This is a genomic window from Snodgrassella sp. W8132, from assembly GCF_016100865.1.
Lineage (GTDB): Bacteria > Pseudomonadota > Gammaproteobacteria > Burkholderiales > Neisseriaceae > Snodgrassella > Snodgrassella alvi.
In genome coordinates, this window is record NZ_JACFRQ010000001.1 from 165,230 (window position 1) to 178,303 (window position 13,074).

A 13,074-nucleotide genomic window follows, 5' to 3' on the forward strand; every position below is an offset into this window, starting at 1 on the left:
TGGCAGGTTCTCTCCGAAGAATACGTTGTAGTTGTATGTAAACTGCTACTATTTAAATTTCAATATCGATATGGTTTTAGCCTGGCAGATGCATAGTGCAACAGATAACTATTAATCTGTGGTTCTCTGGTCTGGTTTTTCCGCGTCTGTTATCAGATTAGTTTGCCGGGTAAACCAGTCAGTGGCAATTTGACTGACCTCATCTATACCTTGCTTTTTCAGACTGGAGAACAGTTGTACCGTAACTTGCTGGCGGGCAATGTAAGGTTGTAGCGCTTTTTTAACACTGGCCAAGGTTTTAATCTGATCATTTTTTGATAATTTATCTGCCTTGGAGAGCAGAATATGAACAGGGCGCTGGGTTACCGCAAAAAAATCAAGCATCTGTTTGTCCAGCTCTTTAAGAGGATGGCGGGCATCCATAATCAGAATCAGCCCGATCAGTTGCTTTCGTGTCTGCAGGTAATCGCCCAGCAGTGTCACCCAATGTCTGCGAATTGCCTCAGGTACCTGAGCGTAACCATAACCGGGTAAATCCACCATAAACCCGCCATTAGTCAGTTCAAAAAAATTAATGTGCTGGGTACGGCCTGGAGTTTTGGATACATAGGCCAGACGAGTATGGTTAGTCAGTGTATTGATTGCGCTTGATTTACCTGCATTGCTGCGGCCGACAAAAGCAATTTCTGCACTGGTTGCGGGCAGGTCTTTCAGATGATTAACGGTAGTATAAAAGCAGGCGTGACGAAACAGATTCATGGATACATAAAAAAAATAGTAAGGTAGTAGCATACCATGTTTTTAAGCTTAATCCGGATTTAGCTACTGATGTTAACGCTGATTTTAACTTAGGGGCACTTGATTTTTTGTTTTATACTGCTAAACTGCAATTAAGATTATTTTAAGGAAACTTTCAGATGGAAGACGGGGTCTCGGGCAGTTGTATTGTTGCATGTAGACGTGTTTTTCTCTGATTTCAGGCAGCCTTGCTCATGTAGCAGGCTGCCTGTTTGTATTTAACGCATAGGAAAAGAAAATGGATTTTAGCTGGTTAGGAGAACCGGCCACATGGGTAGGGCTGATTACCCTGATAATTCTCGAAATCGTTCTGGGTATCGATAATCTTGTATTTGTAGCTATACTGGCGAATAAAGCCAGTCCGAAAAAGCGCGACCATGCCCGTATAGCTGGTTTGTCTCTGGCAGTGCTGATCCGCATTCTGATGCTGGCACTGATGTCTTTTATCATTACCCTGACCAAGCCATTTGTACATATCAGCGGTTTTGCCATTTCAGTTAAAGATCTGATTATGTTTGGCGGCGGGCTCTTCCTGCTCTATAAGGCAACAACTGAGTTGCATGAACGGCTGGAAGGGCATACTGCTATGGCGTCAATTACCAATGTCTCCGTTTATGCCAGTTTCTGGAGTGTGGTATTACAAATTGTCGTGCTTGACGCGGTATTTTCACTTGATTCAGTCATTACCGCTGTCGCCATGGTGCAACACATTACAGTGGCAATGCTGGCCGTAATTATTGCTATGGCAATGATGATTTGGGCAAGCGGACCATTAACAGAGTTTGTAAATCGCCATCCTACAGTAGTGATGCTGTGTCTGGGCTTTTTACTCATGATAGGGTTCAGCCTGATTGCTGAAGGTTTACACTTTGAAATACCTAAGGGTTATCTGTATGCCGCTATTGCTTTCTCTATTCTGATCGAGATATTTAATCAGATTTCTACCCGGAATACCCGTCGTAACGATATGATTGGTCGCTCTTGGCGTTACCGTACCGCTGACAGCGTGCTGGGTATGATGGGACTGCGTGAAAAAGAGCTGGCTAAAAATGGTACGCAAACTGATGATGACGAACATTTTGAAGAAAATGAAAAATCCATGATTCGCAGCGTGCTTACTCTGGCCGAACGTCCGATAATGGGTGTCATGACACCGCGCAGTGATATTGAACGTCTGGATTTATCTCAGCCACGTGAGCAGCAGTGCCAACAATTACAAAGCACACCATTTTCACGACTGGTAGTAGTAGGAAAAGCCGGAATTGATGAGCCACTGGGATTTGTAAATAAAAAAGATTTACTTAACCAGTTATTAAGCGGAGAGCAATTAAATATTCAGGCTGCATTACGGCAACCACTGGTCTTACCGGACAGCAGCACCGTACTAGATGCTATGGAGTTGTTTCGTTCGCGAAGTGCTGATATTGCGCTGGTAGTTGATGAATTTGGCGCTGTACTCGGACTGGTCAGCATGAAAGATTTAATGGAAACCATTGCCGGTGATTTTCCGGAAGAGTATGAACGTGCCGATGCACCCAGTATCCAGCAAAATGCCGATCATAGCGTTACTGTAGACGGCAGTCTTGAGTATGCCATTCTGGCTCAGCACCTGCATTTGCCTACTTTACCGGAAGACGCTGAGTACCATACTGTAGCCGGATTAATTATGGAAGAAATGCAGGATATTCCGGATGTCGGAGATACCATCGATTATGCCGGTTACCGTTTTGAAGTATTGAACAAAGACGGGCACCGTCTGGAACGGGTACGTATCAGTAAAATTGAACAGCCGGAATCTGAATAATCCGGTTGATAGCCATAAAAAAGCCCGCTGATAACAGCAGGCTTTTTTCGTTAACTAATTTGATTATTGAATCTGGCTACCGATAACGCCACCCAGCGCAGCACCGCCTAAAGTAGCACCGGTATCTTTACCTAACAGATTACCAGCCACACCTCCTACTACTACACCGGCAGCAGTATTACGCTGAGCTGGGGTCATATCAGCACAGGCAGAGAGAGAAGCAGCTACTGCAGCTATTAAAGCCAGTGTTTTTAGACTTGATTTCATGTTAATACCTCTTTCTATTCAGAATAAAGAATTGCGTGTTAATTAATATTTATACGTTACCTATAAACTATTTAACTACAAATAAAATATTATTTCAAAGTTAATTATATACCTTTAGCAAAGCAGTTTAGTAAAAAACTGCAATCAAAATCACAAATGCATTTTACAGATGTATTCAAAATATCTGCCGATTATTCAAGTTCAGTAGCAGTATCCGTGTCAGTACATATTTCGGGTGTCTGGTGTGAAGGCTGCCTTTTTTCTTTATATTTAATCACAGCCCTGTCCAGTTTATCCATCAGACAATCGATAGCAGCATACATATCATTTTCCAGACATTCAATATGGATATCTTTACCGGAAAGATGCAAATCAATTTCAGCTTTTTTCTGTACTTTAAATACAGAGAAAGTGACAGTTGCGCTGATGACCTGATCGGCATGACGGATAATGCGCTCCAGTTTATTCAGTGTGTAGTCTTTCAGAGCTGCGGTAACATCAAGATTCTGTCCAATAAATTTAAGATTCATAGCCTGATCCTTTTTAAAGGGTTTAGGAAAAAACAGGATAAATTTTATGAAAGTTAACTGAAAATTAATGATTACTGTACTGTACTTTACGTTGGTGCGCCGGAGGAATTTTCAAGTCCTCACGATATTTTGCAACTGTGCGCCGGGCTAGATTAATACCCTGCTTAGCCAGCTGATTTACCAAATGTGTATCAGAATAGGGATGTTGCGGGTCTTCTCCGTTAATTATACTTTGCAGAAGTGATTTAATTGCTGTCTGACTGTTACCTGTTCCATCATCCGTTGCTGCAACAGACTGATTGAAAAAATAGCGTAGAGGAAAAACACCTTGTGAACAGGTCAGGTATTTCTGATTGATTGCCCGTGAAACAGTACTCTCTGCCAGTTCGAGAGCCTGAGCTGTTTCTTTAATAGTTAAAGGAGCCAGCGCCAGAGAACCAAAATTGAAAAAATCCTGCTGTTGCTGCAAAATCCATTCGCCCAGACGTTGCAGAGTGGTTTTACGCATCTGCAAGCTGTGAAGACACGTTTGTGCTTCCTGCCATTTGTTTTTACACATAGTATCCATCTCTGTGCTTTTTTGCTCTATCCACTCTTCGACACTGGGTTCTATTCTCAGCTGAGGAAAAGTATCATGCAGAAGGCGTATCTGCCAATTACCACTTTTATTGATATAAACTTCCATATCAGGGCGTATAGACAGAATACCATTACGATCAGGTAATCCGTAACAGGGATAAGGATTCAGTGCGCCAATGAGTTTACAGGCTGTTTCAAGTGTGTTTGCAGAAAACTGGGGCAATTGCCGGCAAAGTTGTTTAAACTGATGGGTACTCAGCCACTGACCAAAGTGTTTGCTAATCAGTAAGCGCGCGCAGGTATGAATTTCATCATTATCGACAGATTCGTCAGACAGATTATCCAGTTGCAGTAACAGGGATTCCTGTAAATTCCGAGCACCAACACCAGTAGGCTCAAACTGCTGCAGAATCGTCAGCGCCTGTGCCAGCTCTGTTTCGTCCAGCCGCCATTCCAGCGGTGCATTTTCTATCAGATCAGTTAAACTGCTGTCCAGATAACCCTGCTCATTCAGATTCTCTATCAGAAAATACACCTGTGCTGCCGTAACGTCATCCAGATCGTATTCACATACCTGCCGGCGCAGCAATTCATACATATCAGGATTGTCGGCAATCGTGTCCCAGACATCACTTTCGGCTTGCATAATACCCAGCTGTGGCGGCTGTACATACTGAGTATCAGAAAAGCTGTCTTCAGATGTATTTTCTACTTCCTCAAGAAAAGGATTATCCGCCAACCAGCCAGCTACCAGTTCCTGCAATTCCAGCGTAGATAGCTGCAACACCTGTAGCGATTGTTGCAGCTTCGGACTAAGGCGGGTTGTAAGACTGAGTCGGAGATGAGTAGCTGGCCTTTGCATAAGCAGTTAATACTCGAAATGCTCACCCAGATAAACAGCGCGTACCTGTTCATTATTAACCAGCTCTTCCGGTACACCGGAAGCCAGTACACTACCCTGATTAATAATATATGCACGGTCACAGATGCGCAGGGTTTCACGTACATTATGGTCAGTAATCAGTGTGCCGATACCACGCTGTTTCAGGAAAGAAATCAGATTCTGAATATCAATCAATGCTATCGGATCAACGCCGGCAAACGGTTCATCAAGCAGAATAAAACGTGGATTGATAGCTAGTGCCCGCGCAATTTCGACTCGACGCTGTTCACCGCCAGACAGGGAACGTGCAACATTGTTGCGCAAGTGCTCAATATGCAGGTCGGCCAGTAGCAGTTCCAGCTGTTCGGCTCGTTTTTCCGGCGGATAATTAATTTCCAGAATAGCATTGATATTCTGGGCTACTGTCATTTTACGGAAGATTGATTGTTGTTGGGGCAGATATCCCAAACCCAGACGAGCCCGCTCATAAACCGGACGATGAGTAATTTCCTGCCCATCTAGCATGATATTGCCGCTATCAGCCGCTATCAGGCCTACAATCATATAGAAGCTGGTGGTTTTACCGGCACCATTCGGACCAAGCAGTCCGATTACTTCGCCACTGTTGACTTCCAGTGTGACATCGTTAACTACCTGACGCTGTTTAAAACTTTTTTTCAGGCCGCTGACACGAAGCTGACTTGGCGGCACAGTAGGCATTACATTCATGAGTATGGATTATTTCTTTTTCTGTTGCGGTTGGATAATAACGTGTACCCGGCCTTTAGGCGCGCTTTTAACGGTATAAACCTCAGTATTGGTGTTATAAACAATTACTGCACCGCGTGCCATATCACCACCACGGTTTACCTGAGCATTACCGGTAATCGTAACAATACCGCTCAGGCTTTCATAATGTACATTATCTCCGTGACCGGTTACCATGCCGTCTTTTTCCAGCTGTTGTCCAAACGTAGCAGGCTTACCATCAGCAATAATTGTCTGGTTACCGGCATTATCCTTATGCGCAGTGATACGGGCTGCATTCATATACATACTGCCCTGCCGCATTTTTACATTACCGGTAAATATGGTTGTCTGATTCTGTTTATCCAGAGAGCCTTGATCGGCTTCAATCTGAATAGGTTGCTGCCGGTCACTTTCCAGTGCCCATGCATGCATACTGCCGGCAAGCAGACAAAAGACTGCTAAAATTTTGCCGTTAATGAGAGTGCGGGTCATAAATAATTGCCTTTACGCGTGCGGGTAAATTCAGAAAGCCGCGTTGTTTGTCGTATTCGAAACCTTGTGATGTACCGTGAGATATACCATACTGGTAAGAAACCTGTGCATCAGTTTTGATTACCTGAGTTTGTGTATCAACATGTAATACACTGGTTTCCAGCTGTCCTGCCGGTTCATTTCCCACCGGATTTTTGTTCCAGACTACCTGTCCCAGTAAATCTACCTTGCGGCTGTCGGTATAGTACTGTCCGGTATTGGCCTTAATACGATAAAGTTCAGCACCGTTTTTATATAGTCCCATATTGGGATTATCAATATAAATAACAGTTTGCTGCGGAAACTGCCGGGCAGCAGTAGCGTGAATAGTTTCACTTAACTGGCCGTGCTCATCATACCGTTCACCGTCGATTAAATTAATCACATATTTAGGCTCTTTCGGATTCAGAGGAACTTCCACTGTCTTGATATCAGTAATCCGGTCCAGCCAGAAGCTTATGCCGCCTAGGGCTACTGCCAGAATCAGCGGAAATGCCCAGTTACTGCGGCTGCGAATCACATTCATGCCAGATACTCCGCCATATCCTGAGCCAGAAAGCCCTGTGCATCCAGTAATAAATCACAGACTTCACGTACTGCACCGGATCCGCCGGGCGCACGAGTAACATAATCAGCATGCTGTAACACCAAAGGATGAGAACCGGGTACTGCAACTGCCAGCCCGCAATGTTTCATAACCGGTAAGTCTACGACATCATCGCCGATATAAGCACATTGCTGCTCATCTAAACCAAGCTGCTGTAATAATTGCCGATAACAGCTGCGTTTATCCGAAATACCTTTAAAATAATATCCGATGCCAAGCTGCTGTACCCGGATACCGACAGAAGGTGCATCGCGTCCGGTAATAATTGCCGTTTGAATGCCGTGGCGGTGCAACATCTTCAATCCGTGGCCGTCAAGTGTATGGAACGCTTTGATTTCCTCGCCGTTATCACGGATAAAAATACGACCGTCAGTCAGTACACCGTCTACATCCATAATAAACAGCCTGATTTTCCGGGCAGCTTCAACCACCGCACTGGCAGACATCATCGTATTCATCGGCATTCCTCAGTCATAACATTCTCACGCATTTAAACAATCCGTGCCTGTAATAAATCATGCATATTCAGTGCACCAACCGGACGATTATTTGCATCAATTACTGCCAGCCCGTTTACATGATTCTCCTGCATGATTTTCAGGGCTTCCGTCGCTAGCCGGCCGGCAGTGATGGTTTTAGGGGTATGTCCCATTACATCGACCATCAGCCATTCCTTTAATTGCTGGTTATCCTGAAATAAACGGCGTAAATCACCGTCTGTAAATAAACCGCAAAGCTCTCCGGCAGTATTGACTACCAGCAGCATTCCCAAACCTTTTTCACTCATAGTAACAATGGCTTCACGCAAAGGCGTATCTTCCTGTACCAGAGGCATATCTTGGTCGCCATGCATAACATCAGCCACTGTTAATAACAGGCGTTTACCCAAACTGCCGGCAGGATGGCTCAGCGCAAAATCCTCAGGTGTAAACTGGCGTGCACGCAGCAGTGCCACTGTAAGTGCATCACCCAATACCATTACCGCCGTCGTACTGGATGTTGGAGCCAGCCCTAACGGACAGGCCTCCTGTGATACATGTGCGCATAAATGGATATCCGCATGTTTCGCCATGCTTGAACTGGTTTTACCAGTTATACAAATCAACTGCACATGCTTACGTTTGATGGCCGGTATCAGCGCCAGAATTTCCTCGCTTTCACCAGAATTGGATAATGCTATTAGCACATCGCCATCAACAATCATACCCAGATCGCCGTGTCCTGCTTCAGCCGGATGTACAAAATAAGCCGGTGTGCCGGTAGACGCCATCGAAGCGGCAATCTTACGCCCGATATGCCCGCTTTTGCCCATACCGGTGATAATCACCCGTCCGCAGCAGTCGAGAATGGTGGTTACCGCCTCAGCAAAATGCTCATCCAGACTATTGGCAACTTCACGTATCGACTGCTCTTCAATAGCAAAAACTTCTTTACCCCAGCCTAAATATTTATCCTGTAAATTCATAACATCATCAGCAGTAATAATAAGCAAACGAAAACACAATAAATTTAACCGGATTATAACCTGATACCGGTTATTTTGTTTGCTTCGGAACTTGTCAAATTACACCATCCTCGTTAGAGTAATCCATAATTCATGAATAACCAGTTTAATCGATTGATTAACCTTAATAAAACATATCTAACGTATATTTACTATAAGGAAATAATATGGCCGTATTAGCACAAGTCAATACATTGGGGCAGCAAATCTGGCTGGATAATCTTTCCAGGAACCTGATTCAGTCAGGTGAACTGGCACACATGCTTGAGGCGGGTATCAGTGGCGTGACTTCCAATCCGGCCATTTTTCAAAAAGCCTTTGCCAGCGATACACTTTATCAGAATGAAATTAACCAGCTAAAACAACAGCCACTGTCCCCCAAACAGCGTTATGAACAACTGGCCGTAGCCGATGTACAGGCTGCATGTGATGTCTGTCTGCCCTTGTATGAACGCAGTCAGGGTAAAGCCGGATTTGTTAGCCTTGAAGTGGCGCCAGATCTGGCCGATGATGCTCATGCTACCGTTACCGAAGCCCAGCGACTATGGGAAGTTCTTAACCGGCTCAATGTCATGATAAAAGTACCAGCAACAGACAGCGGAATACAGGCATTAACCACACTGGTTGCACAGGGCATTAATGTTAACCTGACCCTGTTGTTTTCTAAAACCCAGCTTAGCAAAGCATGGCAGGCACACGCTGCCGGCATTCGCCAGCGTCTGGCACAAAATCTGCCGGTTAACCGTATTCAGGTAGTCGCCAGCTTTTTCCTGTCCCGCATTGACAGCGCTCTGGACATTACTCTGCCGGAATCTTTGCAGGGTAAAACCGCCATTGCACTGGCCAAAACAGCTTATGCTGAATGGCAGGAATTTATCCAGAGCCATGAATTTACCGATCTGGCAGCACAGCAGGCAGCACCACTGCGTTTGCTATGGGCATCCACAGGGACTAAAAATCCGGCGTATTCCGATGTTTGCTATGTAGAAAATATTATTGGTGCTGACACCATTAATACCGTACCAACCAACACGCTTAATGCCTTTATCGATCATGGACATGCTAATGCCACACTGACACAGAATGTGCAGCAGGCTAAAAACGTACTGATTGAAATTCAGAAGCTGGGTATTAATCTTGAATCCCTCGCAGTGCGCTTGCAGCAAGAAGGCTTACAACAGTTTGTGGATGCATTCGATGCATTACTGCAACCTCTGGTTTAAACGGAATAAATAAAACACAACAGACATACGGAAATTTGAATTGTGGCTTACCGGTTAGACTTATCAGAATAATCGGTAAGCTTTTTATAATTTTAGATTAAAAAAAGCATATTGAAAATACATTTGTAATATAAAACTTAAAAAATATTAATTTAAATGATAAATAACACTTGATAATTTAATGTATAGATAAATAAATTAATTTTTAAATTTATATTTAATGATTTTCAACTTTAAAATTAATAATAACAACTATAATTTATAATCTAAACATAAATAATAATCAGAAAAATACCATATAAGCCGCGCTGAATTAATCTTAACCTTATAATCGGTATTGCAGCCAGCTTTTGGTCATAAGCCATAATCTTTATCCAAGGCTCAGATGTTCATGGCTGCTGAATTCAGACTAATATACATAAAAATGCCACAAAAGCATAAAACTCTTGTGGCATAAGCATGAATTTTCACTCAGACGGCAACCGACCGGCGGCTCTGTTAAATTTTAATGTAAACCGACAATATTACCTTCAGCATCAATATCAATCTGTTGATAAGCAGGCAGAGTACCCAGCCCCGGCATAGTCATCACATTACCCGCATATACACGGATAAAGCCCGCACCGGCCGATACCTGTAAACGGGCAATTTCAACATCAAAATCTGTCGGAACATTTTTCAGATTCGGGTCTGCACTGATAGATAATGGTGTTTTAACCATGCATAACGGTAAATGATCAAGCTTTAGCAGTTTGATTTCTTCAATATTCTGCATAGCCTGTGCCGACAGATTAGCCTGACGTGCTCCGTATTTCTTCACCATGGTCTGAATTTTTTCCGGCAGCGGCATATTGTCAGCATAGGGCAGAGTAACCGAATTTTCCTGATTGCAGGCAGCGACCACATGCTGAGCCAGAGCCTGAGTACCCGCACCACCCTGAGTAAACGCATCACTGATTTCACATGCGCAGGCACCGTGTTCCAGCGCATACTGGCGTACAAAATCCAGCTCTTCCTGATGGTCGTACGGGAAGCGGTTAATAGCCACAATCACAGGCAGGCCATAGCTTTTCGCATTCTGAATGTGCCAGCCCAGATTAGCACTGCCTTCAGCCAGCAGCTCAACATTACACTGAGTAACTTCTGCCGGTAACGGCTGACCCGGCTTAATATTAAACCGGCCGCTATTCGATTTCAGACTGCGTACCGTGGCTACCAATACAACGCATGAAGGCGCCACCCCGGTCTGGCGATATTTAATATTAAAGAATTTCTCCATGCCCATATCAGAGCCGAAACCAGCTTCTGTTACCACATAATCCGCCACTTGCAGACCGACCATATCCGCCAGCACTGAAGAATTGCCATGAGCAATATTGGCAAACGGTCCTGCATGAATCAGTACAGGGGTCTGTTCTGCTGTCTGCATCAGGTTCGGATTAATCGCATCTTTCAGTAACACCGTCATCGCACCGGCTACCTGAAGTTTTTCTGCCGTAACCGGATTGCCCTGAGTATCATAAGCCAGAATAATCTGCCCGATACGCTGGCGCATATCCTGTAAATCCGTCGCCAGCGCCAGAATCGCCATTAATTCGGACGCAGCAGAAATCTCAAATCCGTCTTCACGCTCCACACCATTAACACCACCGCCCACACCTACTTTAATCCGGCGCAATGCACGGTCGTTGTGGTCGATTACCCGTTTCCAGACAATCCGGTTTTTATCAATATTCAGCCGCGGCAGCTTGGTTTGTGCCGTAAACTCCTCGCCCAGATGTTCTTCATGGTATAAGCGTGCATCCAGTGCTGCAGAGGCGAGATCATGAGCCGCTGTAATAGCGTGAATATCACCGGTTAAATGCAGATTCAGCTTTTCCATCGGCAAAACCTGTGCCTTACCGCCGCCGGCTGCCCCGCCTTTTACCCCGAATACCGGCCCCAGACTGGGCTGGCGAATACAGGCAATCGCTTTCTTACCGATAAAATTCAGCCCCTGACTCAGCCCGATAGTGGTTACTGTTTTACCTTCTCCCAGTGGTGTTGGCGTAATGGCCGACACCAGCACCAGCTTGCCCTGTTTGCTATCCGGCTGAATCACCTTCAAATCTACTTTGGCTACTTCATGGCCGTAAGGAATAAGGTATTGTTCGGGAATGCTGCTGTTGCGGGCAATTTCGGTGATGGGGAGTAGTGTTGGGCTAGAAGCCATATGAAATTTCCTTATTATGAAATTTAGTTTTTACACAGGAATAAATTAACTTTTATAGCTTTTAAAGATTAAAGAATTTTTTAATAAAGTATATGTTATATAAAACCTTCTAACCCTTACTTTAACAAATTATGTCTTTCTGCTACAAATTTGTCTTATAAACTAATACATATATTTCTGATTAAATAAAGAAATAATTGAGAGAAGCTTAAAAATAGTTGATAAAATATAACAATATATATATTATAAATTTAATCTTTAGCGTTACAGACTTTATTGTCTAGTCTGGTGTTTAGCCGGACTCAAATTTATTGTGTGGATTTGGTTGCGAAATAACCAGTTTCTCATTCGAAACTGTTTATTTCGCTTCCTTTAGTAAAGATTAAAAGCCCAGAGTATTATTGCTTATGGGCTTTTTGTACTTATTTATATTAGGTGCGTGAAAATGAAAAATATAACTAAATATGCAAAAAGTCTGGATTTATCTGTTGAAAATCTGCAAGAATTTCTGCTAAACGCTCCTAAAATGTATAAAGTTTACAAAATACTTAAACGAACTTATGGCTATAGAACAATTGCACAGCCTACTAAACAATTAAAAGAATATCAGCGTCAATTTACTAATCTTTTTACCCAATACTTACCAGTACATGATTGTGCTATGGCTTATCAGAAAAACAAAAACATTCAAAAAAATGCAGAAATTCATAGAAATAATTCCTACTTATTAAAAATGGATTTTGAGAATTTTTTCAATTCTATTACCCCTGATTTATTCTGGAGTGAGTGGGAAAGTGCCAATTCAGATATGTTAGATAAAGATGAAAAATTATTATTTTCTAGACTTTTGTTTTGGGATCCCAATATAAAAAAAACAAAACAGGAAAATTTGATTTTAAGTATTGGCGCGCCTAGTTCACCTTTAATTTCAAATTTTGTTATGTATCGATTTGATGAATTAATAAAAGAATATTGCGTGTGTATTGAAGTTAATTATACCCGTTATGCAGATGACTTAACATTTTCAACAAATAAAAAGAATATACTTTATACAATCCCAGCTGAAGTAAATAAAAATTTAAAAAATCTATTTAATAATAAATTGAGGGTAAATAACTCGAAAACAATCTTTTCTTCCAAAGCACATAATAGGCATATAACTGGTATTACTATTACAAATGATAATAAATTATCTCTAGGAAGACAAAGAAAAAGATATATACGAGCATTAGTACATCAATATAAATATACACAGTTAGAAAAGGACGATATACAATATTTGAAAGGTTTATTGAATTTTTGTAAGAGTGTAGAAATTAGTTTTATACATTCACTAGCGCATAAATATGGTTATGAAGTACTAAAAAATATTATGAAGGAATAGGT

13 protein-coding genes are annotated in these 13,074 nt (G+C 42.7%); 3 read left to right on the forward strand and 10 right to left on the reverse strand.

Going from position 1 to position 13,074, the window contains the following annotated elements; translation table 11 throughout:
* Positions 1-111 precede the first annotated feature (111 nt).
* Positions 112-759 carry a ribosome biogenesis GTP-binding protein YihA/YsxC gene (gene yihA, locus H3U82_RS00770; protein ID WP_198209935.1) on the reverse strand — a complete coding sequence of 216 codons (648 nt, stop codon included), beginning with the start codon at positions 757-759 and terminating at the stop codon, positions 112-114.
* 277 nt (positions 760-1,036) lie between these two features.
* Here yihA and H3U82_RS00775 point away from each other — a divergent pair, with 277 nt between their 5' ends.
* Positions 1,037-2,602, forward strand: a complete 1,566-nt coding sequence (locus tag H3U82_RS00775; protein ID WP_025331277.1) for a TerC family protein — start codon at positions 1,037-1,039, stop codon at positions 2,600-2,602.
* Positions 2,603-2,665: 63 nt separating this feature from the next.
* Here the strand turns inward: H3U82_RS00775 and H3U82_RS00780 are convergent, their stop codons facing one another.
* The 8 genes from H3U82_RS00780 to H3U82_RS00815 form a co-directional block, all read right to left on the reverse strand.
* Positions 2,666-2,869, reverse strand: coding sequence for a glycine zipper 2TM domain-containing protein (locus H3U82_RS00780; protein ID WP_025331276.1), 204 nt, complete (start codon positions 2,867-2,869; stop codon positions 2,666-2,668).
* A 191-nt stretch (positions 2,870-3,060) separates the two neighbouring features.
* Positions 3,061-3,399: a ribosome hibernation-promoting factor, HPF/YfiA family gene (gene hpf, locus H3U82_RS00785; RefSeq protein ID WP_198208738.1), complete on the reverse strand. Its 339-nt coding sequence runs from the start codon at positions 3,397-3,399 to the stop codon at positions 3,061-3,063.
* 64 nt (positions 3,400-3,463) lie between these two features.
* On the reverse strand, positions 3,464-4,840 hold the full coding sequence (rpoN, locus tag H3U82_RS00790) for an RNA polymerase factor sigma-54 (RefSeq protein WP_198208739.1): 1,377 nt from the start codon (positions 4,838-4,840) through the stop codon (positions 3,464-3,466).
* A 6-nt stretch (positions 4,841-4,846) separates the two neighbouring features.
* Positions 4,847-5,590, reverse strand: a complete 744-nt coding sequence (lptB, locus tag H3U82_RS00795) for an LPS export ABC transporter ATP-binding protein (RefSeq protein ID WP_078475710.1) — start codon at positions 5,588-5,590, stop codon at positions 4,847-4,849.
* Positions 5,591-5,599: 9 nt separating this feature from the next.
* Entirely contained in the window at positions 5,600-6,103 is a 504-nt protein-coding gene (gene lptA / locus H3U82_RS00800; protein WP_038648995.1) for a lipopolysaccharide transport periplasmic protein LptA, read from the reverse strand.
* A complete protein-coding gene (gene lptC, locus H3U82_RS00805; protein ID WP_037392710.1) occupies positions 6,084-6,668 on the reverse strand; it encodes an LPS export ABC transporter periplasmic protein LptC in 585 nt (194 codons plus the stop codon). The genes lptA and lptC overlap by 20 nt, the downstream gene beginning before the upstream one ends.
* Positions 6,665-7,198, reverse strand: a complete 534-nt coding sequence (kdsC, locus tag H3U82_RS00810; protein WP_198209937.1) for a 3-deoxy-manno-octulosonate-8-phosphatase KdsC — start codon at positions 7,196-7,198, stop codon at positions 6,665-6,667. The genes lptC and kdsC overlap by 4 nt, the downstream gene beginning before the upstream one ends.
* 41 nt (positions 7,199-7,239) lie before the next feature.
* Entirely contained in the window at positions 7,240-8,214 is a 975-nt protein-coding gene (locus tag H3U82_RS00815; RefSeq protein WP_198208740.1) for a KpsF/GutQ family sugar-phosphate isomerase, read from the reverse strand.
* A gap of 206 nt (positions 8,215-8,420) precedes the next feature.
* Here H3U82_RS00815 and tal point away from each other — a divergent pair, with 206 nt between their 5' ends.
* The gene (gene tal, locus H3U82_RS00820; RefSeq protein WP_198208741.1) at positions 8,421-9,476 is read left to right on the forward strand and encodes a transaldolase; all 1,056 of its coding nucleotides are present in this window, start codon (positions 8,421-8,423) and stop codon (positions 9,474-9,476) included.
* 505 nt (positions 9,477-9,981) lie between these two features.
* Here tal and H3U82_RS00825 read toward each other — a convergent pair.
* Entirely contained in the window at positions 9,982-11,688 is a 1,707-nt protein-coding gene (locus H3U82_RS00825; protein WP_198208742.1) for a formate--tetrahydrofolate ligase, read from the reverse strand.
* 445 nt (positions 11,689-12,133) lie between these two features.
* Here H3U82_RS00825 and H3U82_RS00830 point away from each other — a divergent pair, with 445 nt between their 5' ends.
* Positions 12,134-13,072 carry a retron St85 family RNA-directed DNA polymerase gene (locus H3U82_RS00830; RefSeq protein ID WP_025331266.1) on the forward strand — a complete coding sequence of 313 codons (939 nt, stop codon included), beginning with the start codon at positions 12,134-12,136 and terminating at the stop codon, positions 13,070-13,072.
* Positions 13,073-13,074: the final 2 nt, after the last annotated feature.

Bases quoted from the DNA above. Each gene is read 5' to 3' on its own strand.
- H3U82_RS00825 (WP_198208742.1), bottom strand. From the start codon at position 11,688: ATGGCTTCTAGCCCAACACTACTCCCCATCACCGAAATTGCCCGCAAC.
- lptC (WP_037392710.1), bottom strand. From the start codon at position 6,668: ATGAATGTGATTCGCAGCCGCAGTAACTGGGCATTTCCGCTGATTCTG.
- yihA (WP_198209935.1), bottom strand. From the start codon at position 759: ATGAATCTGTTTCGTCACGCCTGCTTTTATACTACCGTTAATCATCTG.
- hpf (WP_198208738.1), bottom strand. From the start codon at position 3,399: ATGAATCTTAAATTTATTGGACAGAATCTTGATGTTACCGCAGCTCTG.
- H3U82_RS00830 (WP_025331266.1), top strand. From the start codon at position 12,134: ATGAAAAATATAACTAAATATGCAAAAAGTCTGGATTTATCTGTTGAA.
- rpoN (WP_198208739.1), bottom strand. From the start codon at position 4,840: ATGCAAAGGCCAGCTACTCATCTCCGACTCAGTCTTACAACCCGCCTT.
- lptA (WP_038648995.1), bottom strand. From the start codon at position 6,103: ATGACCCGCACTCTCATTAACGGCAAAATTTTAGCAGTCTTTTGTCTG.
- lptB (WP_078475710.1), bottom strand. From the start codon at position 5,590: ATGAATGTAATGCCTACTGTGCCGCCAAGTCAGCTTCGTGTCAGCGGC.
- kdsC (WP_198209937.1), bottom strand. From the start codon at position 7,198: ATGATGTCTGCCAGTGCGGTGGTTGAAGCTGCCCGGAAAATCAGGCTG.
- H3U82_RS00815 (WP_198208740.1), bottom strand. From the start codon at position 8,214: ATGAATTTACAGGATAAATATTTAGGCTGGGGTAAAGAAGTTTTTGCT.
- tal (WP_198208741.1), top strand. From the start codon at position 8,421: ATGGCCGTATTAGCACAAGTCAATACATTGGGGCAGCAAATCTGGCTG.
- H3U82_RS00780 (WP_025331276.1), bottom strand. From the start codon at position 2,869: ATGAAATCAAGTCTAAAAACACTGGCTTTAATAGCTGCAGTAGCTGCT.
- H3U82_RS00775 (WP_025331277.1), top strand. From the start codon at position 1,037: ATGGATTTTAGCTGGTTAGGAGAACCGGCCACATGGGTAGGGCTGATT.